This window comes from Bradyrhizobium sp. Mp19 (assembly GCF_029952935.1).
Taxonomy (GTDB): Bacteria; Pseudomonadota; Alphaproteobacteria; order Rhizobiales; family Xanthobacteraceae; genus Bradyrhizobium; species Bradyrhizobium elkanii.
The window spans coordinates 21,666-44,373 of sequence record NZ_JASAUT010000012.1 but is presented as its reverse complement, the minus strand read 5'-3'; the positions used below and the strand labels follow the sequence as shown (position 1 = coordinate 44,373).

Sequence of the window (22,708 nt, the reverse complement as noted above, 5' to 3'; positions counted from 1 at the left end):
CCGTTCGTACACGAATGCGTCTGTTCTTATAGGTCCATAAAGGGGGCCTATATGTATCGCGTTCTGACCTGTCTCACTTTGGAACATGACTGGCGGCTGGTCGTCCTTGGCGGGGTGATCTGCCTGCTCGCCAGCGCCGTCGCGATCAGCCTGTTTCACCGTGCTCGCGCTGCACAGGGTCGTGCCCGCGAGATCTGGATCGGCCTCGACGCGGCGGTCGGCGGTTGCGGTATCTGGGCCACCCATTTCGTCGCCATGCTGGCGTACGATCCCGGCATCGACGCCGGGTACAACATTCCCATCACGCTGCTGTCGCTGGTGCTCGCGGTTGCGATCCTGGCCGTCGGATTGGCCGTCGCCACGCTCGACGAACGCTGGCGGACGGTTGCGGCCGGCGGCGCGATCGTCGGCGCCGGTGTCGCGGCGATGCATTACACCGGCATGCTCGGGCTGGAGCTGCCCGCGCGCATCGTCTGGTCGCCCGGCATCGTAGCCGCGTCGATCGCGTTCGGAAGCCTGTTTGGCGCGCTCGCGCTGGTCGTTGCCACGCGTGGCGAACGTTTCGGCACCACCGCCGCCGCGACCGGTCTTCTGACCGTCGCGATCGTCTCGCATCATTTCACCGCGATGGGCGCGGTGACGCTCGTCCCGGATCCGACGATCGTTTCCGGCGGGCTTACGGTCTCGCCGCGCGTGCTCTCGTTCATGACCGCCGTTGCGGCCTTCGCGATCCTCGGCCTCTCGCTGATCGCCTCGATCCTCGACCGTCGCGCCAAGACCGAGCTTCACAAGCAGAAGGTGGTGCTCGATACCGCGCTCGAGAACATGTCGCAGGGGCTGTGCATGTTCGATGCCGACGGCCGCATCATGCTGTTCAACGAGCGCTACAGCGAGATGATGGGGCGCAGTCGCGTGCCGCTGCAGGGACGCCTGCTGATCGACGTCCTGCAGGATCTGCATTCCATCGGCGAGTGGGACGGCGATCCCGAGGAGTTCTGCAATGCTCTCGTCGCCGAGGCAAAGGCCGGCCACAGCGCGACGCGGATCGTCAGCCGCAACGAGCGCGCGATCCGTGTCGTCGACCAGCCGATGAAGGGCGGCGGCTGGGTCGCGACCTTCGAAGACATCACCGAATGGCAGCAGGCCCAGGAACAGATTTCGCACATGGCGCGGCATGACGCGCTGACCAATTTGCCGAACCGGACGCTGTTCCGCGAGCAGCTCGAGAAGGCCTCGAGACTGGCCAAGCGCTCCGACCAGCTGGCAGTGCTCTGTCTCGATCTCGATCATTTCAAGGAAATCAACGACACGCTCGGGCATCCGATCGGCGATGCGCTGCTGCGCGAAGTCGCGCGCCGGCTGGGCGAATGCGTGACCGAGCACGACACCGTGGCGCGGCTTGGCGGCGACGAATTCGCCATCGTGCAGTTCTGCAGCAATTGCGAGCCGTCCGTCGTGTCGACGCTGGCAAGTCTCGTGGTCGAGCGGATCGCAGCACCCTACGAGATCGAGGGCCACCAGCTCGTGATCGGCGTCAGCATCGGCATCTCGCTCGCACCCGAGGACGGCAAGGATCCCGACGAGCTGCTGCAAAAGGCCGATCTTGCGCTGTACCGCGCCAAGGCCGACGGCCGCGGCACCTATCGGTTCTTCGAGACCGGGATGGATGCGCGTGCGCAGGCGCGCCGCCTGCTGGAGCGCGACCTGCGACTCGCGCTCGAGCATGACGAGTTCGAGGTCTACTATCAGCCGATCCGTGATCTCGCGGGCGATCAGATCGTCGCCTTCGAGGCGCTGGCGCGCTGGAACCATTCGTTGCGTGGCCTGATCGCGCCGAACAATTTCATTCCTGTCGCCGAGGAAACCGGACTGATCGTTCCGCTGGGCGAGATCGTGTTGCGCAAGGCCTGCGCGGAGGCCGTGAGATGGCCTGCCGACATCGCGGTCGCCGTCAACCTGTCTCCGGTGCAGTTCAAGAATCCGAACCTGGTGTCGTCGGTGAAGGCGGCGCTGGAGGCGTCGGGCCTGTCGGCGGACCGGCTCGAGCTCGAGATCACCGAATCGGTGCTGCTGCAGAACAGCGAGGCGACGCTCGCGGTGCTGCATGAGCTGCGCGGTTTCGGCGTCCGGATCTCGCTGGACGATTTCGGCACCGGCTATTCCTCGCTGAGCTATCTGCGCAGCTTCCCGTTCGACAAGATCAAGATCGACCGTTCCTTCGTGACAGACCTTGCGACGCGCGAGGATTCGATGGCGATCGTGCGCGCCGTCACCGGTCTCGGCAAGAGCCTCGGCATCGTCACGACAGCCGAAGGGGTCGAGACCGACACCCAGTTCGACCTGCTGCGTCAGGAGGGCTGCACGCAGGCGCAGGGCTATCTGTTCAGCCCGCCGCGGCCGGCGGCTGACGTTGCCAGGATGTTGCGCCGGACGCCGGAACGATCGGTCGCCTGATCTGGAAGAAGGTCGGGGGCTCTAGCTCTTGCGCAGCGCAAAATAGGCGCCGCAAAACGCCATTGCGGCGCCGAGGCATAGCGCGGCGAGACCGGCGAGCACGGCGGAAATGGTCGAGACCGTGCTCGGCGCCGACGCGGCCTGGCCGGCGCCGGCCAGCATCAGCACGCCGACGACAATCAGGAAGTTGCGCATCCGTTGCGGGATCTGGCCGGCCACCGCGCTGTGCATCAGATTGGCGGTGAAGTAGCCGCCCGAAAATCCGACGGTCGCGATCAGCCACCACGCGATCGCCGCGCCCGCCGGCATGAACTCGTGGCTGTCGGAGCGCCACAGGCCGCCGAGATCGAGCCCGTAGCGCGCGCCGAGCATGTGCACGGCAAGCGCCAGCAGCACGCCGGATATCATCGCGCCGCCGAGGATGAGGTAACGCGGAAAATAGGTCGTCTCGGGCATGGCTCGCTTGTAGGATAGGCGCGACAGGCTGCGCAAGCTTGCGCGTAGGTTTGAACAGGTGGAACGGCGAATTGCCAACAACGTTGCAGGACCGGTCGGAGGTAGGCGAGGGCACGGCGGTGCGCTATGCCTACAAGGCCTCCTTGATCGGCTCGGCGCACCAGTTCGAGCTGACCGGGGACGGGCTGGCGTGGCGGATCGCCGGCCGGTCTGGCGTGTGGGACTATGCCGACATCTCCGCGGTGAAACTGTCCTATCGGCCGGTCTCGATGCAGCAGCAGCGGTTTCGCGCCGACATCGACAACGCCAAGGGCGGCCGGATCGCGATCCTCTCGACCACCTGGCAGACCGCGACGCTGGTCGCGCCGCAAGGACACCTCTACCGCGACTTCATCGTCGAGCTGCATTGCCGTATGAAGGCGGCCGGCAGCACGGCGAGGCTGGTCGGAGGCCTCGGGCCGAAGACATACACCGCCGCGCTGGTGCTGCTGGCCTGCCTTGCGGTTGCAATGATCGGATTGCTGCTGATGGCGCTGCTGACGTCGAACTGGATGGGCGCGCTGTTCCTGGTCGGCTTTGCCGCGCTGTTCACCTGGCAAGTCGGCGGCTTCGTCACGCGCAACCGGCCGCGGCGCTACAGCTTCGATCAATTGCCCGATGCGCTGCTGCCGAAGGCGGTTCGCAATCAGTGAGTTGGCCGCTCTCGCGACCGGACTGTAAGCGGGTTGTAAGCAACGCGCTGTAAGCTTTGTGCCTGATTTGCTTCCCGCTGGAGCGTCAGATGACAATCCGGACCCCATTTATGGCTCTATGCCTCGTGCTCCTGAGCATCCCGCCGGCGCTTTCCAAGGGCAGCGTGGGCAACAAACATGATCCGCTTGATCACAATCACATAGACAACCTGCCGCCCGACGTGCGGCAATACGTTGCCGGAATCTGCAAGGGCACGCCGGTCGCGCAGCACGACTTTGCGACCTACTCGCCGCAAGAAAAGCGCTGGCGGATAAACCTCGAATATTTGCAGTGCGGCGTGATCGGGGAATATCGCAGAGGCAACCAGTGCATGGATGTGGACTTCGTAGCCGAGGGCGCGCATTTCCGTCTCGTGAGAAAGACGTATGCAGCCTGTGGCTTTTGATGCCCTGGCGCCAGGATCACTGTAAATAGGCCGCTGCGAGTGAACGTGCGTCACTCCGTCGAGTCAAAATCCTCCTCGGTCGCGCTCAGCATGCCTGCGAGAGTCCGCAGGCCGAGGTCGAGTTGCTCCATCGGCGGTGCGGCCAGCGCGAGCCGCACCGCATTGGGCGCGTGCCCCGGCGTGGCGGCAAAGGTCGTCGACGGCGTCAGCGCGATGTCGCGGCGCGCCGCGGCCGCGACCAGGGTCTGCGAGCGCCAGTGCGGCGGCAAGGTCAGCCAGAGATGATACGACTTCGGGTTGGTCTGGATTTCGAAATCGGCCAGATGCTTCGCCGCCAGAAGCTGGCGGCGGCCGGCATCGATCCGCTTCAGGCGTGACAGTTCGGCGGCGGTGCCGTCGGCCATCAGCCGCTGCCCCGCGGCGAAGGCGTAGCCCGACGCGGTCCAGCCGCCCGAGCGCACCGCGGCCATGATACTCTCGCGCAACCGCGGCGGCGACACGATGAAGCCGAGCGCGAGGCCCGGCGCGACCTTCTTCGACAGGCTGTCGAGCATGATGCAGCTGTCGGGCGCCAGTGCGGCGAGCGGCGCCTCATCGTCGAGGAATCCGTAGACGCCGTCCTCGATGACGACGAGGCCGAGCTTCTCCACCACGCGCAGCAGCTCGGCGCGGCGCTCGGGCGGCATGGTGATGCTGAGCGGGTTCTGGATCGTGGGCTGGACGTAGATCGCGGACAGATGCGCCTCGCGATGCGCTTTTTGCACCGCATCCGGTCGCACGCCGTGTTCGTCCATCGCGAGCGGCACCAGCGAGATGCCGAGCCGCGCGGCGATGCCCTTGACGAACGGGTAGGTCAGCGCCTCGACGCCGCAGCGTCCGCCGGGCGGCACGACGGCGGCGAGCGCGGCGGCAATGCATTGCCGGCCATTGGCGGTGAACACGATCTGGTCGGGATTTGGCGTCCAGTTCTTGCGCGCCAGAAATTCCGAGGAGATGGTTCGTGCCGCCCGCGTGCCAAAACTGGTTGCCGGCCGCAGCGCGCCCTCGAGCACCTCGGGCCGCTCCAGCCCTTCGAGGCTCTTGGCGATCATCGTCGCCTGGTGCGGCAGCAGCGGATAGTTGAACTCGAGGTCGATGCGGGCGCCGCGCGGTTCGGTCGGCGCCGCGATGCCGCGGCGCGCCTCGCCGGAGACGAAGGTGCCGCGGCCGACTTCGCCGACCACCAGCCCGCGCCGCAACAGCTCGGTGTAGACCCGGCTCGCCGTCGAGACCGCGATGTTGCGGTCATAGGCGAAATGACGCTGCGGCGGCAGCCGGTCGCCCGCCTTCAGCGCGCCGCTGGCGATCTCGGCGGCCACCGCATCCGCCAGCTTCAGATATTCGAACCTCGACATTATTGCACCGAGAGCAATGTTTTACTTGCTCCGAGCAATGTACCGGATCATTTAAGAGGGAACAAGCCCATGATTGCACCGAGGAGCGCGCAAGCAATCCGAGGTCCCGACGGCACAGGCGCTGAAACAGCATTTGTGTCAACGGCGTAGCTTTGTCGATGGGCAGCGAAGGAGATGACAATGTCAGCGATATCCTCAGCCGCCGCAGCGCCCGCGCGGTCCAGCATGTTGGGCGGATTGCTCCGATTGCTCCGAGTGTGGGGTGATGCACTCGCGACCCATTGGGTGCGCCGCGAGGCGATCAAGACGCTGCGCCAGCTCGATGACCGGGCGCTGCGCGATATCGGACTTTCGCGCTGCCAGATCGAGACCGCCGTCACCGGCGACTTCGACCTCGAGCTGGTGCGGATCCGTTAAGATGCCGGTGCTGCGCTAAAGCATGATCCGGAAAAGTGCGGGGCGGTTTTCCCTCGCGACAAACGCGGGACGCGTTTGCGCGGAGATCATGCTCAGACAAAGAGCTAAAGCGCGATGACGATTCAACCCAATCACGTCGCGCTTTAGGGCCGGGCGCCGACTGCCGGTTGCAGAATTCACCGAAACTACACCAAAGAAGCGGAAGAACCCCATCTCCTCACCACTGTCGCTCCAAGGTTGTGAGGCCATATGCTAGCCTGTTAGCTGCGTACGCTAGCGTTGAGTTGGGGACCGATGGCCGCTCGCAAATTGTCGCAAGGGCAGGCCCCGACCCGGGAAGCGCGTCGCCGCTGGCACGAGGAGCGATCGCTGCGTTGTGCGATCCGGTTGGCCCGCATGGGCTACTGGGAGTCGCAGAGTGCCGCCGCGACCGATGTCTGGATATCGCCCGAGCTCGCCGCATTCTACGAATTCGAGACCGCCGACGGCTACATCCCCATCGCCACGGTGCGCGAGCGCTATTTACCCGAAAGCCGGAAGCTGCTGGAGGCGCATTACGCGGCCTGCTGGGCGGAGGGGCGGCCCTATGCGGTGCGGACGAGACTCCGCGGTCCCGATGGCAGCCTGCTCGACTGCGTGGTGCATGGCGAGCCGGAATTCGACGCGCGCGGTCAGGTCCGGCGCGTGTCCGGCATCGTCCGCGACGTCACGGAGGAGACCTCCGCGCTGCGGCGCCTGGCGGAGAGCGAGCAACGGCTGGCCGATTTCGTCTCTACCGCCTCGGACTGGTGCTGGGAGAGCGACGCCGAGCATCGGCTGCTGCCCTATCCCAAATCGCTCGCCGGCAATGCGGCGTTCCAGAGCGTGGCCGCCGGCAGGAAGGCGCGCTGGGAACTGACTTATGCGCCGGAGGACGGGGAGGCCATGGCGCGGCACCGGGCCGATATGGAGGCCCATCGCCCTTTTCGCGACTTCACCTATACGCTGATCGGCAAGGACGGCTCGCGCGTCAGTATCTGCACCAGCGGCAAGCCGATCTTCGCCGATGACGGCAGCTTTCTCGGCTACCGCGGCACCTCCAGCGACATCACCCAGCTCAGGGCGGCCAAGGCGCTGCTCGACCAGCGCACGCGGGCGCTGGAGGAAGCCCACCGCCTCGGCAAGATCGGCACCTGGAGCCACCGGCTGGACAGCGGCCGCACGATCTGGGCGCCCGAGCTCTACCAGCTTCTCGGCTTGCCCGACACGTTCGAGCCGACCGATGAGAACATGAGGCCCTATTTCCTGGACGGCGACGCCGACCGCTTCCGGGACGTGCAGAAACGGGTGCTGCGCACCCGCCGGACCGAGGCCACGGACCTGCGCATCCTGCACGCGGACGGTATGCCCCGCGATCTGGCGGTCATCTGCAAGGCGGAGGTTGCCCACGACAAGGTCGTCGGCATCGTCGGCACCGTGCAGGACGTCACCGAGCGCAAGGAAGCCGAGCGCCAGCTCGAGCAGCTCGCCTACAGCGATCCGTTGACCGGCCTTGCCAATCGCGCGCTGTTCACGCGCCAGCTCGCCGCCCTGACCGAAGGCTGCTCCCAGGGAGGCCGGACTGGTGCGCTGCTGCTCATCGACCTCGATCGCTTCAAGGAGGTCAATGATTCCCTCGGCCATGCGGCCGGTGACGAATTGCTGATCAAGGTGGCGGCTGCGTTGCGGCAGGACTTGGGGCCGCGCGCCTTCATCGCCCGGCTCGGCGGCGACGAATTCGCCGTGCTGGCGGATGGATGCGACACGTCCGACGCCGCGCTGACCGGGCTTGCCGATCGGCTCATCGGCAAGCTGTCCGGCCCCGTCGATCTCGCCGAGGGCGAGGCCTCGGTCGGCGCCACCATCGGCATCGCCCGCCTGCCGGAGCACGGCGCGACGGCGGAGACCGCCGTGCGCAACGCGGACCTCGCGCTCTACATGGCCAAGGAGGCCGGGCGAGGGCGGGCGCAACTGTTCGAGCCGGTCTATGCGCAGGCGGTCGATGAAAGGCTCGATCTCGGCCGCCATCTGCGCCACGCCGTGGAGGCCGGCGCCCTCGAGGCGCATTATCAGCCTCAGGTGGACCTGAAGACCGGCCGCGTCACCGGCTTCGAGGCGCTGCTGCGCTGGTCCCATCCCGAGCGCGGGCCGATCTCGCCGGCGGAGTTCATCCCGATCGCCGAAAGCTCCGGACTCATCGTCGATCTCGGCCTGTGGGTGCTGCGCGAGGCCTGCCGGCAGGGCCGCGCCTGGCTGGATGCCGGGCTGCCGCCGCGCTCCATCTCGGTCAATGTCTCGCCGGCGCAGATCTGGAGCGTGGATTTCGAGACCGCGGTCTCGGCCATCCTGGCAGAGACCGGCTTTCCGGCGGAGCTGCTCTGCCTGGAGCTGACCGAAAGCCTGTTCGTGGATCATACCGAGCAACGGATCAGTCGCACGCTGACGGCGCTGTCCGGCTTAGGCGCCCGGCTGGCGCTGGACGATTTCGGCTCGGGCTATTCCTCGCTCGGCTATCTGACGCGCCTGCCTTTCGATTGCCTGAAAGTGGACCGGGCCTTCGTGGATGGCATTTCCACCGCGCCGGAGAAGCGCAAGCTGCTCGGCGGCATCATCGCCCTGTCGCACGGGCTCGGCATGACTGTCGTGGCGGAGGGGGCCGAATTGTCCGCCGAACTGGACGTGCTCGGCGGGCTCGATTGCGATCTGGTGCAGGGCTTCGTGTTTTCCCCACCCATCGCCGCCGGCAAGGCGCCGCTGGTCGCCGCCAGCATCGAGCGCGAGGCGCGCCGGATGCAGCCGAAACGGAATCGCCTCTAGCCGAACACCGCTTCGGCGGCATTCTTTTGCCCCTGGCTTTGCCTCGATGGTGCCAGCTGACCAATTGACTAGGCCGTTTGCTCACACACCGGAGTTGGGCGAGGGGCGCTTGACGTAGCTAAACATCCGAGCTGTTCGATAGCGTAGCGCGAAAGCTACAAGCGGCGGCAATCCATCTTGCAAATTCCATCTTTGGTTGATTGTGAGCTGGCACACAAATAGCGTTGCCAGCGGGACGCGAGGGGGCGAAGCGTGCATTCGCAGCATTTGCGTGCGCGAGCCGCACGTGTGGACTCATCCGACGGCGTGGCAACGCGGGCGGACCGCGGCGATGTCGCAGGCCGCATCGTCGCACGACGGCGCACGGCATTGCTCTCCGGCACGACATTGATCGCAGCGACCGTTTGCATCGCACTTGCCGCCATTTCGATGGCGCCGACGTCTGTGCGCGCGGACGGCGGCAAGGGCGGCGATGCATCCAGCTCTGGCGGCGCGGGCGGCATCGATCCAAACGGCGGTGCCGGAGCCAACGGATTGACTGGCCTTGCAGGTTCGGGCGGCGGTGGCGGGGGCGCAGGGGGTGGCAGCGGCGGCTCCGGCGGGACCGGCTCAACCGGCGGGCTCGCAGGCGCCGGCGGCAATACGCCCGGCGCAAACGGGACAAACGGAGGCGGCGGCGTCGGTAGCGCTGGCGGTGGTGGCGGCGGGGCCGGGGGTACTAACGGAACCGTGGCGACGACACTTGGCAATGTCGGTGCGCTGGCCGGCGGCACCGGCGGGAACGGCGGGAGCGGCGCCGGCGGTGGTGGTGGCGGCAGCGGCGGCTATGGAGCCATCGTCTCGGGGGCAACCGCCAACACGAATTCCGGGTCGATTGACGGAGGAACAGGCGGCAACGGCGGCAACGGAAATCTCATTCAACCCTTTGCAGGCGGCGGCGGAGGAAACGGCGGAGCTGGTGGGTCCGGCGGAGTGGGCGCCTATTTCGTCGACTCGGGTGCAATGCTCACGACCTCCGGAACCATAACGGGAGGAAGTGGCGGAAGCGGCGGACGTGGTTTTGCGACCATGGGCTTCATCGGATCGGGTGGTGCGGGCGGCTCCGGCGGTGCGGGCGTCTCCTTCGCCGGCACCGGCGGGATGCTCACGAACACCGAAGCCATTACGGGAGGAAACGGCGGAAGCGGCGGGATCGGCAGTTTCGGCGCCCCCGGCGGGAACGGCGGCTCCGGCGGAGCGGGCGCCTATTTCGCCGGCACGGGTGCAACGCTCACGACCTCCGGAACCATAACGGGTGGAAATGGCGGAAACGGCGGGCAGAGTTCTACGGGCTTGAGCGGCGCCGGATCGGCTGGCGCGGGTGGCTCCGGCGGAGCGGGCGTAGCCTTCGCCGGCACAGGCGGGTCGCTCACGAACGCAGGATCCATTACGGGAGGAAACGGCGGAAGCGGCGGCTTCGGGCTCGTCAGCGCCTCCGGTGGGAACGGCGCCTCCGGCGGTGTGGGCGTCTCCTTCGCCGGCGCGGGTGGGACGCTCACGAACGCCGGATTTATTTCGGGTGGAAATGGCGGAAGCTTTGGCATCGGGGGCGGCAGTGCCACCACCGGCGCCGGCGGTGCCGGCATCAGCGGCGCGGGCCTCGCGATCGTCAACAACGGCACGATCACCGGCGGCCTTTCCGGGGACGGTGTGACGCGTGCCGATGCGATCGTCTTCACCGCGGGCGTCAACTCCCTCACCGGAACGGGCACGACCGGCAGCTTCACGATGACCAGCGGCGGCACGTTCGCGCCCGGCTCGGGCGCCGCCGGCAGCTCGATGACGGTCGCCGGCAACCTCGCCTTCCAGTCGGGTGCGGTCTATCTGGTGCAGGTGAGCCCGTCGGCTGCGAGCTTTGCCAATGTCACGGGCACGGCGACGCTCGCTGGCACCGTGCAGGCCGTGGTCGGCCCCGGCTCCTTCACGCGTGGGCAGGCCTATACGATCCTGCACGCCAACGGGCTGGGCGGCAGCAGGTTCGACGGGCTGAGCGTGAGCAATTCGAATTTCACCTTTGGCCTGACCTATACCGCCAATGACGTAGTTCTCACCCTGACGGGTGCCGTCTTAGGGGCGGGCGCCGGCCTCAACCAGAACCAGCAGAACGTCGCGAGCGCGCTCAACAACTTCTTCAACAGCGGCGGGACGCTGCCGCCGAGCTTCGGCAACCTGTTCTCCCTAACTGGCGCCAATCGCGCCAATGCACTTACGCTGCTTTCGGGCGAGGCGGCGACCGGCGCGCAGCAGGGTGCCTTCCAGCTGATGACCCAGTTCCTCGGCGTCATGCTCGATCCGTTCGTCGATGGACGCAACGGCGTCGCTGGCGCCGGCAGTCCCACGCTCGGCTTTGCGCCCGATCGGCCGGACCTGCCCGCCGACATCGCGCTCGCTTATGCCAAGGTGATGAAGACGCCGCTCTACAAGGCGCCGCCCGCGGTGTACGAGCCGCGCTGGAGCGTATGGGGCGCCGGCTTCGGCGGCTACAACAAGACCAATGGCGATCCGGCCGTGCTCGGCAGTCATGACCTGACGTCGCGCGCCGCGGGCTATGCGACCGGCCTCGACTATCATTTCACCCGCGACACGGTATTGGGCTTCGCGCTCGCCGGCGGCGGTACACGATGGGATCTCGCACAGGGCTTGGGCGGTGGCAGGAGCGATGCATTCCAGGCCGGCGCCTATGCCGCGACCCGCTCGGGTCCGGCCTATGTCGCGGCATCGCTGGCGTTTGCCAATTACTGGATGTCGACCGACCGCGTCGCGGCGTTCGGCGACCACCTCACCGCCGATTTCAACGCGCAGAGCTTTGCCGGACGCGCCGAGGGCGGTTATCGCTTCGGCTCACCGGTCGCCGGGATCACGCCCTACGCCGCGCTGCAGGCGCAGAACTTCCGTACGCCTGGCTACAGCGAGGTCGACGTCAGCGGTGGCGGCTTCGGGCTGACCTACAATTCGCGCGCCGGCACGGATACCAGGAGCGAGCTCGGCAGCCGCTTCGACTATGTGACGGCGTTCTCCCGCGATGCCGTCCTGACCTGGCGCGGACGCGTTGCCTGGGCACACGACTGGGTGAGCGACCCGGCGCTGACCGCCGTGTTCCAGACGCTTCCCGGCGCGAGCTTCATCGTCAACGGCGCGGCGCCCGCGAAGGACTCCGCGCTGGTATCCGCGGGCGCCGAGCTCAAGCTCGTCAACGGCGTCACACTTCTCGGCAAGTTCGATGGCGAGTTCGCGCGCGGCTCGCAAACCTATGCCGGCACCGGCACGATCCGTTACACGTGGTAGAGCGGGCGGAGTGATATGCCGTCGTGATGACGCGCCGCATCTAAAGCGACTATGGCAAGTCCGGTGTGCGCCAGAAGCTGAACTCAACGTGAGCACAATGCGTCCGCTTTTCGGTCCATAGCGACCAATCGCCGTCGGTCAGCGCCTCATGTCTTGCCCCCGCGCATTCGCCGAGACTATGCTGGAAGGCCGGCCTTTCGCAGCCCGTCAACCAGGTGCTCCAAGTCTTCGGCGCGTTTGAGAATGGATACCTGCTGCTGGGTGCCGCTGATGCTGTATCTTGGATTTAAGCGTAGAACCTCGTTTGCCTCTGCACGAGCATCTTCCATTCGTCCCAGCTGAGCGTACGTCGCAGCCAGGAAGGCGTGGCCATACTGGTGATTGGGCGCGCGGCTAATGGCTTCGGTCAACCAATGTTGGGCATCGTGGTATTCTTTGAGGTGGTAGTGAGCTACGCCGACCATCAACGGCGCAAAATGCGGATGGAATGGATCAAGGCGCATTTGCAACTTGGCGATTGCAATAGCTCTGGTCGGCTCTCCCACCGAGTAAAATATTTGCGCGAGGCGGTAATCCGCGAAATTGGGGTTTAGCGCCAGCGCCCTTTCGGCGGCGCCAGTCGCTGCGTCGAAGTCACGCTTCCGGATGATGTTATAGCCCAACTCGGCATAGGCTTCGGGCAGGCTCGGATTGTGGGCAATTGCCGTGCGCGCCAATTTGATGGCCAAGTCAAGGATAGTCGGGCTCAAATATTCATCATTCAGCGGATTGAGCCAAGCCACCCGGTGAGTGCTGGCCAGCATTGTATAGCAACGGGCATATTTCGGATCGATGGCCAGCGAATCTGCGAGGTGCCCTCGTGTCCTCAATAATTCCGCCATTTGCCACGAGGACTGGAACGCTATCCACGCCGCACTTGCGCGCATGTAGTGATCGTAGGCCTGCCAAGTCTTGGGCGGCTTGAGCAAGGTGCGTTCAGCTTCCGCCATGTTCACATGCGCGACCAGAATTGCGGCGATCGTCCGCGCCACGTCGTCCTGGATCGCAAATACATCCTTTAACTTCTGGTCATAGCGCTCGGCCCAGCGGTGGACGCCACTTGCAGCATCAATCAGCTGCGCCGTGATCCGAACTCGGTCATTGCCCCGACGAACGCTACCCTCCAGAACATAGCGCACGCCGAGTTCTCGACCCACCAGACGCAAATCAACCGCTCTGCCCTTGTATCGAAAACTCGAATTGCGTGCGATCACGAACAAGTCCGAGAAGCGGGACAACTCGGTGATGATGTCTTCCGAAATTCCATCCGCAAAGTACTCCTGCTCCGGGTCGCGACTCATATTCTCAAAAGCCAGGACGGCGACCGATGGCTTGTCGGGAAGCGCAAGCGCCGGTCGCGCCGGAGCGTTGCCGAACGACACGCGATAGACCCGCACCGGCCGTGCAATGTTCTTCAGTTGATGCTCACCACTATCTTCGAATTCGACGTCAAGCTTATCCTGCGTATCTTCGCGTACGCGTTGCGATACACAGATGTCGCCCGGCTCGCAAAGCGCCTCGAGCCGAGCTGCAACATTTACCCCGTCCCCAAAGATATCGCCGTCTTCTATGATGATGTCGCCGGCATTGATGCCAATGCGGAACTCGATCCGCTTTTCAATTCGCACATCGGTGTTTCGAGTGATCATGCCACGCTGTATCGCAACGGCGCATCGCATCGCGCCGACCACGCTGGCAAACTCCACCAAAATTCCGTCACCGGCGCTCCTGATGAGCCGCCCGCCGTGCTTTTCGATCTCGGGATGGAGGAGCGCAGACAGATGTTCGTTCAGCCGGGCGTGCGTACCCTCCTCATCAGCACCCATGAGGCGGCTGTAGCCAGCCACATCGGCCACGAAAATAGCACTCAGTCGCCGTTCCACACGATCTGCGGCCATAAAAGCTCGCCCTGATCCGATCCGATCTTTAGTCAAAGACTATTGTCAGAAGAAGGAGGTGTCTATCGGGCTCCGAACACCGGTGTTGTTCAGTTAGTGCCAGCCCGCGTGCGAGCTTGGCGAGATCGCCGCCGGTATTGAATTCTGCCTGTTTTGATGGCGAACCGCGTGCGAGTCGCGGACGGATGGTCGCGCTTGCAGGGTGCCCGAGAGCGCCAGCTGGTCGGATGACGTTCTTTCGGAGGTTGCGCCCTTGAAGGGCGCGTGGTCCAGTTGTCCTTGAAAATCGCGATACCCGGCGGAAAGGGATCAGTGCATGACGAGACTCACGCCGCTATTTCTCGCCGCGCTTGTGATGCTCTCCAGTCCCGCCCTGCCGAATGAAGGGCAGATTACATTGGTCGTGGGATTTGCAGCAGGGGGAACCTCCTCAACCGCGGCCAGAATCGTGGCTGAAGCAGCCGAGCAGATGGCGCGAATTTCCACGATCGTGGAAAATCGACCTGGCGCAGGAGGGGCGATAGCGGCGGATTGGATCCTTCGGCAAAAGGGGACTCGAACGCTCTTGTTCATGTCCTCCACGTCGTCGCTCAGGACGTCACCCCAAAGCGGGCTCGTGCCGATCGGAATTTTGGCGACCTTCTCCTACGTTGCTGTCACGAGAAAAGACACTCCCGCGCACCTTGCTGAATACATGCAGGAAGCCTCGCGCGAGGAGAAATATCGCACCGTAGCCACCGCAGGCGCCGGGAGCATTCCCCATCTGATAGGCACAAAGCTTTTCAGTGACTACGGAGTGCCGATGGTGCACGTGCCGTATCAAGGGTCGGCGCCGGCGATCCTCAGCGTCCTTGGGGGGCACGTCGCTGTTGCGATTGTTCCTTTTCCAGATTTTCTCCCGTTTCAAGATTCGCTTCGGATGATTGCGCAAACCGGTAGCGGGATTGAGACGGAAGGATGGGTCGGCATCCTCGCTCCGCCGGATACATCAGCGGAGGAAGTCGTCCGCCTCGCCGAGATTTTCCGGCAAGCGTCGCAAGGTTCTCAGGAGAAACTGCAGAATGTCGGATTTAAGCAAGTATGGCGATCCGGTGCAGAGGCACGAGCGATGCATGAGAAAGATTACACCCAGTGGACGCCGATACTTAAGGTGCTCGGAATTCAACCCTGAGACGGCCGAGACGGCCGCCGGCCATGACGTGACCGGGGGCTTCACACCCTGCCGTCTGGAGCAGCGTCGATTTTACGTGCCCTTTGGTTAGGCCCTCCGCTGTCTTTTCCGCATTCGGCGGCGCCCCTGCACGGATGAAGCGCGGAGGCCAGGCTGCAGCCTTGTCGGGCGCTGACGGCCCGGGCGCTAACGGCGCTTTGATACTTTCTGGACCGTTTTGAGCGCTTGATTGACGCCCTTCAGCGATTCATTGACCCCCTCCAGCTGCGCTTGCAGAGCATCCCTGCGCTTCTGTAGGTCCTTCAGCAGTGCTTTCCTTTGCGCCGCGGTCAATTCCTCAAAGTCGATGAGATCCACTGCAAATCTACACATCGCCGCCTCCAAAGTGGCAAAACTAGATTTGATTAATCCCTTGTCCAATACACGGCTGAATTGTCGACAATTTCTAGTGGATAATCAAGCAGGATGATACTCGGCTCCGACGAATTCTGGGCGACCTTGCGCGCGGCGTGACACCGGCACAAAGCGTTGCACTTTTGGCACCGGCTTGGTGCGACTGACCTGATCGTTTCAAGGGCCAATCAATCGGCCAAGCTGCGCGTTGGGGTTTGCGGCCGCATTGGCCAGGATTGCCGTGTAGTCGGCAATCCAATTCTGGACGGTGTGCGGCTCGAACAACTCGTCCTTGCGCCCGCATATGCCGGTCATTCCCGACGGGGTGTCCTTAAGGGTCATCGAGAGCCAAGCGCGATCAATCGGCATGGCAGACCGTTCCTCCTGGTAGCCGAACGGGCGAACCGTCAGATCGGGCAGCCGGAGCGCTCGGCGGAACGCAATTTGGAGAACGAAATAAACTTGAACGAGTGATGCCGGGCACAGGCCGGTCTCTTCCGCCAGTCGGCTGGCAATGATATCGAATGGAAGTTCTTGTCTGGCGTGAGCCTCCAGGACGGCCTCGCGCACGCGATTGAGCGCTTCGCCAAAGGTCAGATCAGCATCAAGTTGGGTGCGGATGATCGTGGTGTTCGCGAACGGACCGATCACGCGTTCTGTCCGGAGTTGAGACCGATTGGCCATCAAGGTCGCTACGCAAATGTCGTTGCGCTCGCTCCGGAGCAGCAGCAGGGTCTTGAAACCGGCGAGTAAGCCCATGAACAGGGTTGCGCCCCGGTCACGGCTCATGGCGCTGAGCTGCGTCACCAGATTGTTGGATATTTGAAAAGGCTCCTGGACAACGCGCGAGGTCAATTCACCTCCAACGCTGCTTTTCGGAGCCGCAAATGGAGGTGAAGCTTTGTCGAGGCGCCGCTTCCAGTAAGCGAACTGTCTGTTTGCTTCCTCAGTGCCGGACCACAAACGCTGCCAGCGAGCGAAATCGGAAAACTGAAGCGACGGTTCGGGCAGTTGTACCTTCGCACCGGAAATCGCAGCGCCATAGATCTCCAGAAGCTCCTCCACGAAGATTGCCATCGACCAGCCATCGATGATGATATCGTGCATGACCAGAAGCAAAACATGGTCACTGGCATCGAGCCGGAAGATATAGGCCCGGAACAGTGGCGCATTGTTCATGTCGATCGGCGCCAGGGAGCTCCGTTCGGCTTCCAACTTCGCCTTTATCAGCAGAAGTTCCTTGGCTCGAGCATCTCCGGTCTGCGCCGGGGTTGCATAATCCTTCACGGTCAGGATTGATCTGACGTCGACGTCCGGCACGACGTGAGCGAGAGGGACATCACCCTGCCAGATAAACACCGTGCGCAGCATGTCGTGCCGACGCACGACCTCGGCAATGCTCTGCTCGAGCACGGGAATGCTTAGTCGGCCGTGCGATCGATAAGCGAACGGCAGATTGAACTGGGGCAATCCGGGTAGCTTTCGCTCGATGCGCAGCATGCGTTCCTGCACGATGGACACCGCCTGTGCGTCATCTCCATCAGCGCGCGAAATCTGCGGTTGCGGATCGTGCGGGCGCACCAACGAGCCGGCGCCCCCTTTCAATGATTCAAGGTGAAGCGCAAGAGCCGCAACGGTCGGCCAATTGAAGATATCTTCGAATGACAGGGGGCTGCCGAAGCGCTCTTCCACACGCAAAATCAACTGGGTCATGGCAAGTGAATCCACGCCGAGCGCGAAGACATCCTGATCAACGCTGATCCGATCGATGTCCAGGATTTCCTTCCAGATACCGGCCAATTGACGCTCCAATTCCGAGCTGGGCGCAACTCCTTTGCCGTCGTCCTGGATTGGTCGAATCTTTGAAAAGCCGGCCGCAAGTTCATTGCGCTTGATCTTCCCGCCGGGGCCTTTCGGAATCTCCGGTACAATCACGATGAGGCCAGGGACCTTAAACCCGGCCAGGCGTCCTCGGGCAAAGTCTCGGAGACTCTGTGCGCTCACCTTTGCGTCCTGACGCAGCACGATAGCGGCGGCGACGTCCGCGCCTAGTCGCTCATGGGGAACAGGGAAAACAGCGGCTTCGATCACGGCCGGGTGGCTCAGCAAAGCGCCCTCTACCTCGGCGGGGGCAACCTTCTGCCCGCCCTTATGGATGATCTCCTTGATGCGACCGACGATGAAAAGATACCGGTCGGCGTCCAGGTATCCGACGTCTCCGGTCCGGAACCAGCCGTCCTGAAATGCGGACGCGGTAGCGTCGGCATCATTGTCGTATCCCCTGGTTATGGTGGGACCTCGCAGCGCGATCTCTCCACGTTTGCCGGATGGCAAGCGACGACCCACACTGTCCAGTATCGCGATCTCGGGGCCGGCCGGCCGGCCGACTGAATCGCGCTTTCGCCGCTGCAAGGGATTTGCAGCGATTTGGGTCGCAGCCTCCGTCATGCCATAGGTGTCGATAACGGGAACACCAAACAACGCTTCCAGTCCGTCGAGCACTTCCGACGACAGAGACGTCGAAGCCGAACGAACGAGCCGCAACGAGGACCGCTGTGCAGCCTGCCTGTAGGGATCGGCCGCCGCCAATAGCGCGCGATGGATTGCGGGTACCGCAGTGTACCAGGTCGGTCGAAACTCCGTCAGCCAGCCGAAGAAGGCTGTTGCATCGAAGCCGGGAGGACAGACCGCACTGGAGCCTGCCGCAAGCGCGGCCAGAAGTCCTGAGATCAAGCCATGCCCATGAAAGAGAGGCAGCACGCTCAGCAATCGGTCGCGAGCCTCCAGCTCCAAGGCGGCGCCAACGTTGTCGGCCGACAGGCAGACGCTCGCATGGGTCAGAGGGACCGTTTTGGGCCGCGACGTGCTGCCAGATGTCATCAGGATGAGCGCGTCGTCAGCACTGGACGCAAACTCATCGTCAGCCAGCCGTTGCGGTGCCCGATCGACAACGCTGAACGCGCCGGCCCCCTCGTTGGGCCGCATCGACACATCGATCACCGGCACGCCCTGGATGCGGGCGGCACGTCGGCTGGCCGAATTCAAGTCAGCGTGCGTCAATAGCGCCGCCAGCTGCAATTCGTGGAAATAACGCTGGTATTCATCACAGGTAAAACCCGGATTGAGAGGCACACAAACCGCGCCGGCCGCAACCGTGATCGCCGCTACTGCAGCCTCTGGTCCGTCCGGCAACACGACCGCGACCCTGTCGGTTCGGCGCACGCCGACGTTCCGCAACCCGAAAACCACTTCATTTGCCTGCGTCCATAGCGCGCCATACGTCATCGGGCGGCGCGCCGGGGCCAGAATCGCATAGCGCTCCGGCGCAGTTTCCGCATGGTCGGCGAGGAGGTCTCGAACGCACGGAAAGGGGCGTCTTCCGGCGCTCTTGCGTGCGTTACCTTTCCGCAATTCCTTGACAATATTCGACAACGCCGCCCCTCTTCGTCAATGTCGCTCCGTATACTGAACTGGTGAAGTCAATTCCCAGAACCCTCAAACACATCGAAGACGAGAATACGCGGATAGCATCGTCGGGCAATCGACCGCGGGCGCCTCGGCTGCGCTCAGGCAAGTTGCCCGTTCTGACAGCATGGGGAGGGGATGTATGCGCAATTTCGGAATAATAGAAGAATATCCCTGAGTTGCCCGACGTGTCAAGTTGCCTGGTCGACCCCGGCAGTCGCCGGCTCCTTTGCATGGGGTTGTTTTCGATATTTTGGCAGCGCCGCCTGCGACGGCCCCATGACTCATCCCGCTTTAGTGCCGCACCACCAGCACCGAGCATTTGGCGTAGCGCACCACGTGGCCGGCATTTGAGCCGAGGAAGTAGGTGCGCATCGCCGGGCGGTGCGAGGTCATCACGATGAGGTCGGCTTTCATGTTCGCGGCCTCCTCGAGGATCTCGTGATAGATGCCGCCCTGGCGGACCACGCCCGAGATGCGGGAGGGTGCGATGCCGGATTCGCGCGCGACGATCGCGAGCGCTTCTTCCGACGTTTCGCGCTGCTGGCTGTCGAAATCCGCCGGCACGTATTCGGCGAGCATCACCGGCGTCATCGGCAGCACGTTGAGCAGGCGCACCGCGCCGTTCCATGTTTGCGACAATGTTGCAGCGGTTGCGATCGCCGGCTTCGCCAGATCGGTGTCGGCGAGGTCGATCGGCACGAGAATGGACTTGTACATCTGCGCCTCCTGTCCGCGATTGGTCTGGAGCCGTTTGGTCCCTGTGCCGGGACGCGCGCCTTCTTGTTCTTGAAGTCGTTCTGTATCGACGCGAACCGGTCCCCCTGTCGCGCAGACGTCAATATAGCATGGCGGAGCGGCGCTGTCCGCTTGCGTCAGCTGCGCGAGGCTTGCTTCAACAGTTTAGGGCTGACGAACAGGACGAGCTTGCCGCGCCGGAACGAGACGTCGTTCCAGTCGTCGGTCGCGAAGTCGAAGACGGCGAGCCCCGAGGTCGGCAGATTGTCGCCGAGCGCGCGCTTTGCGGCCTCGTCGCCGCTGCCGGTCAGCGTCAGCGCGAGCTCGTGCATGCCGGGGTTATGGCCGATCAGCATCAGCCGCTTCGGATCGGTGACCGAAGCCATCCGGATCGCGGTCAGCAATTGTACCGGATCGGCGCCGTAGAGGTCCGGCACGAATTCGACTTTCGGCGCAGGTCCGGCGCCCTTCAGCGCCTCGCGCACGATGTCCCAGGTCTGCGCGGTGCGGACTGCCGGCGAGACCAGTGCCAGATTGGGCAGGGGCGGATGACGGGCGATCCAGCCGCCGATCTCGGCCGCATCGCGGTGGCCGCGCTCGTCGAGGCGGCGGTCCTGGTCGTGCCCCGAAGGCGCGTCGTGTTCGGTCTTGGCGTGACGCAGCAGCAGCAAACGGCGCATGGACTTCCATTCTCGATTCGGTCAGGTCGAATTAATCTACAGGCTCATGCCCTGGACAAGGTGACAAGCGCCGCGGCGGTTCGTAAGAAACGCCATGAGCGAGAGTTCCACAAGTGCGGCAGACGGCCCCGATCAGGCGGACTCGCCGCTCGGCGACCGTCTGGCGTTTGACCTCGACGTCGACATTTGCGTGGTCGGGGCCGGGCTGGCCGGTCTGACCGTGGCGCGTGAGGCGGCGCGGCTCGGCGCGAGCGTCGCGGTGCTCGAGGGCCGCCAGATCGGCTGGAACGCCTCCGGTCATCATCTCGGCACCGTGATGCCGGGATTCGGCCTGCCGATGACAGACGTGATCGAGCGCGTCGGCCTCGACGATGCCCGCGAATTGTGGGCATTGTCGAAGGAGGGTGCCGATTATGTCCGCGCCACCGCTACCGAAGATTTGATCCCGGGCATCAAGCCGAGCGATGGCGCGCTGGAGGTCTCCAACGTCGATGTCGGCGAGGCGCTGATCGGCCGCCTGCAGACCCTGGGCGAGGATTTCGCGACCGAGGTCGAGGGCTGGCAGGTCGATCGCGTGCGCAGCGTGCTCAGGACCGGCCGCTATTTCCACGGCATCTATTATCCGAAGGCGTTCCAGATCGATGGCCGCAAATATGTGCATGGCCTCGCCGCGCTGGCGATGCGGGCGGGCGTGCGGATATTCGAGGAGACGCCGGTCGTCAGCATCGATTTTTCGGGCATCCGCAAACGCATCGTGACGCCGACGGCGCGGCTGCGGGCCAACCATATTGTCCTCGCCGGCAACATCCATCTCGGCGCGCCGTTGAAGCGCTTGTCCGATACGCTGCTGCCGGTGTGGCGCTACGCGGCTTTGACCGAGCCGCTCGGGGACCGGCTGGCGGAGACCATCGCCTTTTCCGGCTCGGTCGTCGACAGCAACGGCATCGACCATTTCCGTGTCGTCGATGGCGATCGGCTGTTGTGGGCGAGCCCCGAAACCACCTGGGACGCACGGCCGAAGCGGCTCGGCGGGGCGGTGCAGCGCCGCATCGCCACGGTGTTTCCGCAACTCGGCAAGGTTCCGATCGCGGAGATGTTCGGTGGCGCGGTCGGCGTCACCGTGCACGGCATGCCGCAGATCGGCCAGTTGCGCCGGGGCCTGTGGGTAGCGAGCGGCTTCGGCCGGCAGGGACTCAACACCTCGGCGCTCGCCGGGCAACTGATCGCGCGCAGCATCCTGTGGGGCGACGACCGCTGGCGGCTGTTTTCGCCGTTCGAGCTGGTCTGGGCCGGCGGCACCACCGGCCGCGTCGCCGGTCATTTCGTCAGCCTGTGGGCGAGGGGCGCCGCGTCCGCGGCGGGTGTTCTGGCGCGCTACCGCGAGGGTGCACGTGCGAAGGAGCGCCTGCGCGAGGCGCGGCTCGCCGAGGCCAATCTCAGGGCGGGAACCCGGGGACCCGCACCCCGCCGTCCGCCCCCGTCGGCGGTGCGGCCGGCGCGGCCGCCCGCGCCGAGGCAGATCGAGGACGGCGAGGCGCCGTATCCGGATGCCTCGCAAGAAAGTGAGCGGATCTCCGACGGGCGGATGTAACGTCCGCCGGCGGGGTTCGTATCTGTTGACGAACCTCGGGCGCGCCTCCTGAGCCGTCCGCACCGGAGATGATTGATGTTCGATCGCCGCATCCTGCTTGCTTCCGCCGCCAGCCTGCTCGGCTTCGCCGCCTTTCGCTGGCTGCGCGCCTCGCCGGCGCAGGCCGCCGAGAAATTCGAGATCGAGAAGACCGAGGCCGAATGGCGCGCGCAGCTGACGCCGCAGCAATACGAGATCCTGCGCAACCAGGGCACCGAGCGGCCAGGATCGAGCCCGCTGCTCAAGGAGCACCGCAAGGGCACCTTCGCCTGCGCCGGCTGCGACCTGCCGCTGTTCTCGTCCGAGACCAAGTATGAGAGCGGCACCGGCTGGCCGAGCTTCTGGAAGCCGCTGGACAATGCGGTCGGCACGACGTCGGACCGCACCTTCGGCATGGTGCGCACGGAGGTGCATTGCCGCCGCTGCGGCGGCCATCTCGGCCACGTCTTCGACGACGGCCCGAAACCGACCGGGCTGCGCTACTGCATGGACGGTTTCGCGCTGGTGTTTCACCCGGCGGCGCCGTCGGCGACCTGACATTCCTTCCCGGCAATTGTTGCCGCTCCCGGCAAATGTGCCCCGGTCGAACGACCGGGGCATTTTTTTCAAGCGGATGATTTTGTTACGTTTTGTTTCGTGGCACGACCTTTGCGACATGCTCCGCCGATGCGGCCAT

Annotated in this window: 16 protein-coding genes; 9 read left to right on the top strand and 7 right to left on the bottom strand. The window is 64.5% G+C overall.

Features of this window, described 5'->3' with window-relative positions; translation table 11 throughout:
• Positions 1 to 51: 51 nt before the first annotated feature.
• Positions 52 to 2,454: an EAL domain-containing protein gene (locus QJT82_RS16370; RefSeq protein ID WP_028341645.1), complete on the top strand. Its 2,403-nt coding sequence runs from the start codon at positions 52 to 54 to the stop codon at positions 2,452 to 2,454.
• 21 nt (positions 2,455 to 2,475) lie between these two features.
• On the opposite strand, the gene QJT82_RS16365 is transcribed toward QJT82_RS16370, so the two are convergent.
• Positions 2,476 to 2,910, bottom strand: a complete 435-nt coding sequence (locus QJT82_RS16365) for a hypothetical protein (RefSeq protein WP_028341646.1) — start codon at positions 2,908 to 2,910, stop codon at positions 2,476 to 2,478.
• Between the two features lie 71 nt (positions 2,911 to 2,981).
• Between QJT82_RS16365 and QJT82_RS16360 the strand changes: the two genes are divergently transcribed.
• On the top strand, positions 2,982 to 3,602 hold the full coding sequence (locus QJT82_RS16360; RefSeq protein ID WP_245288762.1) for a hypothetical protein: 621 nt from the start codon (positions 2,982 to 2,984) through the stop codon (positions 3,600 to 3,602).
• A gap of 89 nt (positions 3,603 to 3,691) precedes the next feature.
• On the top strand, positions 3,692 to 4,048 hold the full coding sequence (locus tag QJT82_RS16355) for a hypothetical protein (RefSeq protein WP_155258567.1): 357 nt from the start codon (positions 3,692 to 3,694) through the stop codon (positions 4,046 to 4,048).
• A gap of 50 nt (positions 4,049 to 4,098) precedes the next feature.
• On the opposite strand, the gene QJT82_RS16350 is transcribed toward QJT82_RS16355, so the two are convergent.
• A complete protein-coding gene (locus QJT82_RS16350) occupies positions 4,099 to 5,442 on the bottom strand; it encodes a PLP-dependent aminotransferase family protein (RefSeq protein ID WP_028341649.1) in 1,344 nt (447 codons plus the stop codon).
• Between the two features lie 180 nt (positions 5,443 to 5,622).
• On the opposite strand from QJT82_RS16350, the gene QJT82_RS16345 reads away from it, so the two are divergent.
• The 3 genes from QJT82_RS16345 to QJT82_RS16335 all read left to right on the top strand — a co-directional run bounded on the left by QJT82_RS16345 (position 5,623) and on the right by QJT82_RS16335 (position 12,018).
• A complete protein-coding gene (locus QJT82_RS16345) occupies positions 5,623 to 5,859 on the top strand; it encodes a DUF1127 domain-containing protein (protein WP_035631854.1) in 237 nt (78 codons plus the stop codon).
• 294 nt (positions 5,860 to 6,153) lie between these two features.
• Positions 6,154 to 8,694 (top strand): bifunctional diguanylate cyclase/phosphodiesterase, encoded by a 2,541-nt coding sequence (locus QJT82_RS16340; protein ID WP_028341650.1) that lies wholly within the window; start codon positions 6,154 to 6,156, stop codon positions 8,692 to 8,694.
• A gap of 288 nt (positions 8,695 to 8,982) precedes the next feature.
• Entirely contained in the window at positions 8,983 to 12,018 is a 3,036-nt protein-coding gene (locus QJT82_RS16335; protein WP_051447935.1) for an autotransporter outer membrane beta-barrel domain-containing protein, read from the top strand.
• Positions 12,019 to 12,194: 176 nt separating this feature from the next.
• Here QJT82_RS16335 and QJT82_RS16330 read toward each other — a convergent pair whose 3' ends face one another.
• Positions 12,195 to 13,955 (bottom strand): adenylate/guanylate cyclase domain-containing protein, encoded by a 1,761-nt coding sequence (locus QJT82_RS16330; RefSeq protein WP_028341651.1) that lies wholly within the window; start codon positions 13,953 to 13,955, stop codon positions 12,195 to 12,197.
• Between the two features lie 316 nt (positions 13,956 to 14,271).
• Here QJT82_RS16330 and QJT82_RS16325 point away from each other — a divergent pair, with 316 nt between their 5' ends.
• Positions 14,272 to 15,126 carry a tripartite tricarboxylate transporter substrate binding protein gene (locus QJT82_RS16325; protein WP_028341652.1) on the top strand — a complete coding sequence of 285 codons (855 nt, stop codon included), beginning with the start codon at positions 14,272 to 14,274 and terminating at the stop codon, positions 15,124 to 15,126.
• Positions 15,127 to 15,312: 186 nt separating this feature from the next.
• Here QJT82_RS16325 and QJT82_RS16320 read toward each other — a convergent pair whose 3' ends face one another.
• The 4 genes from QJT82_RS16320 to QJT82_RS16305 all read right to left on the bottom strand — a co-directional run bounded on the left by QJT82_RS16320 (position 15,313) and on the right by QJT82_RS16305 (position 20,402).
• Positions 15,313 to 15,483: a hypothetical protein gene (locus QJT82_RS16320; RefSeq protein ID WP_193395257.1), complete on the bottom strand. Its 171-nt coding sequence runs from the start codon at positions 15,481 to 15,483 to the stop codon at positions 15,313 to 15,315.
• Between the two features lie 213 nt (positions 15,484 to 15,696).
• Positions 15,697 to 18,951 (bottom strand): AMP-binding protein, encoded by a 3,255-nt coding sequence (locus QJT82_RS16315; RefSeq protein WP_080686794.1) that lies wholly within the window; start codon positions 18,949 to 18,951, stop codon positions 15,697 to 15,699.
• A 327-nt stretch (positions 18,952 to 19,278) separates the two neighbouring features.
• Positions 19,279 to 19,704 carry a universal stress protein gene (locus tag QJT82_RS16310; RefSeq protein ID WP_028341654.1) on the bottom strand — a complete coding sequence of 142 codons (426 nt, stop codon included), beginning with the start codon at positions 19,702 to 19,704 and terminating at the stop codon, positions 19,279 to 19,281.
• A 155-nt stretch (positions 19,705 to 19,859) separates the two neighbouring features.
• The gene (locus QJT82_RS16305) at positions 19,860 to 20,402 is read right to left on the bottom strand and encodes a histidine phosphatase family protein (RefSeq protein ID WP_028341655.1); all 543 of its coding nucleotides are present in this window, start codon (positions 20,400 to 20,402) and stop codon (positions 19,860 to 19,862) included.
• A 94-nt stretch (positions 20,403 to 20,496) separates the two neighbouring features.
• Between QJT82_RS16305 and QJT82_RS16300 the strand changes: the two genes are divergently transcribed.
• Entirely contained in the window at positions 20,497 to 21,993 is a 1,497-nt protein-coding gene (locus QJT82_RS16300; RefSeq protein ID WP_028341656.1) for an FAD-binding oxidoreductase, read from the top strand.
• A gap of 75 nt (positions 21,994 to 22,068) precedes the next feature.
• On the top strand, positions 22,069 to 22,569 hold the full coding sequence (gene msrB, locus QJT82_RS16295) for a peptide-methionine (R)-S-oxide reductase MsrB (RefSeq protein WP_028341657.1): 501 nt from the start codon (positions 22,069 to 22,071) through the stop codon (positions 22,567 to 22,569).
• Positions 22,570 to 22,708: the final 139 nt, after the last annotated feature.

What these genes read in the sequence shown, in the direction of transcription:
- QJT82_RS16370 (WP_028341645.1), top strand. Translation starts at nt 52, where the DNA reads ATGTATCGCGTTCTGACCTGTCTCACTTTGGAACATGACTGGCGGCTG.
- QJT82_RS16365 (WP_028341646.1), bottom strand. Translation starts at nt 2,910, where the DNA reads ATGCCCGAGACGACCTATTTTCCGCGTTACCTCATCCTCGGCGGCGCG.
- QJT82_RS16355 (WP_155258567.1), top strand. Translation starts at nt 3,692, where the DNA reads ATGACAATCCGGACCCCATTTATGGCTCTATGCCTCGTGCTCCTGAGC.
- QJT82_RS16350 (WP_028341649.1), bottom strand. Translation starts at nt 5,442, where the DNA reads ATGTCGAGGTTCGAATATCTGAAGCTGGCGGATGCGGTGGCCGCCGAG.
- QJT82_RS16345 (WP_035631854.1), top strand. Translation starts at nt 5,623, where the DNA reads ATGTCAGCGATATCCTCAGCCGCCGCAGCGCCCGCGCGGTCCAGCATG.
- QJT82_RS16340 (WP_028341650.1), top strand. Translation starts at nt 6,154, where the DNA reads ATGGCCGCTCGCAAATTGTCGCAAGGGCAGGCCCCGACCCGGGAAGCG.
- QJT82_RS16330 (WP_028341651.1), bottom strand. Translation starts at nt 13,955, where the DNA reads ATGGCCGCAGATCGTGTGGAACGGCGACTGAGTGCTATTTTCGTGGCC.
- QJT82_RS16325 (WP_028341652.1), top strand. Translation starts at nt 14,272, where the DNA reads ATGACGAGACTCACGCCGCTATTTCTCGCCGCGCTTGTGATGCTCTCC.
- QJT82_RS16310 (WP_028341654.1), bottom strand. Translation starts at nt 19,704, where the DNA reads ATGTACAAGTCCATTCTCGTGCCGATCGACCTCGCCGACACCGATCTG.
- QJT82_RS16305 (WP_028341655.1), bottom strand. Translation starts at nt 20,402, where the DNA reads ATGCGCCGTTTGCTGCTGCTGCGTCACGCCAAGACCGAACACGACGCG.
- QJT82_RS16300 (WP_028341656.1), top strand. Translation starts at nt 20,497, where the DNA reads ATGAGCGAGAGTTCCACAAGTGCGGCAGACGGCCCCGATCAGGCGGAC.
- msrB (WP_028341657.1), top strand. Translation starts at nt 22,069, where the DNA reads ATGTTCGATCGCCGCATCCTGCTTGCTTCCGCCGCCAGCCTGCTCGGC.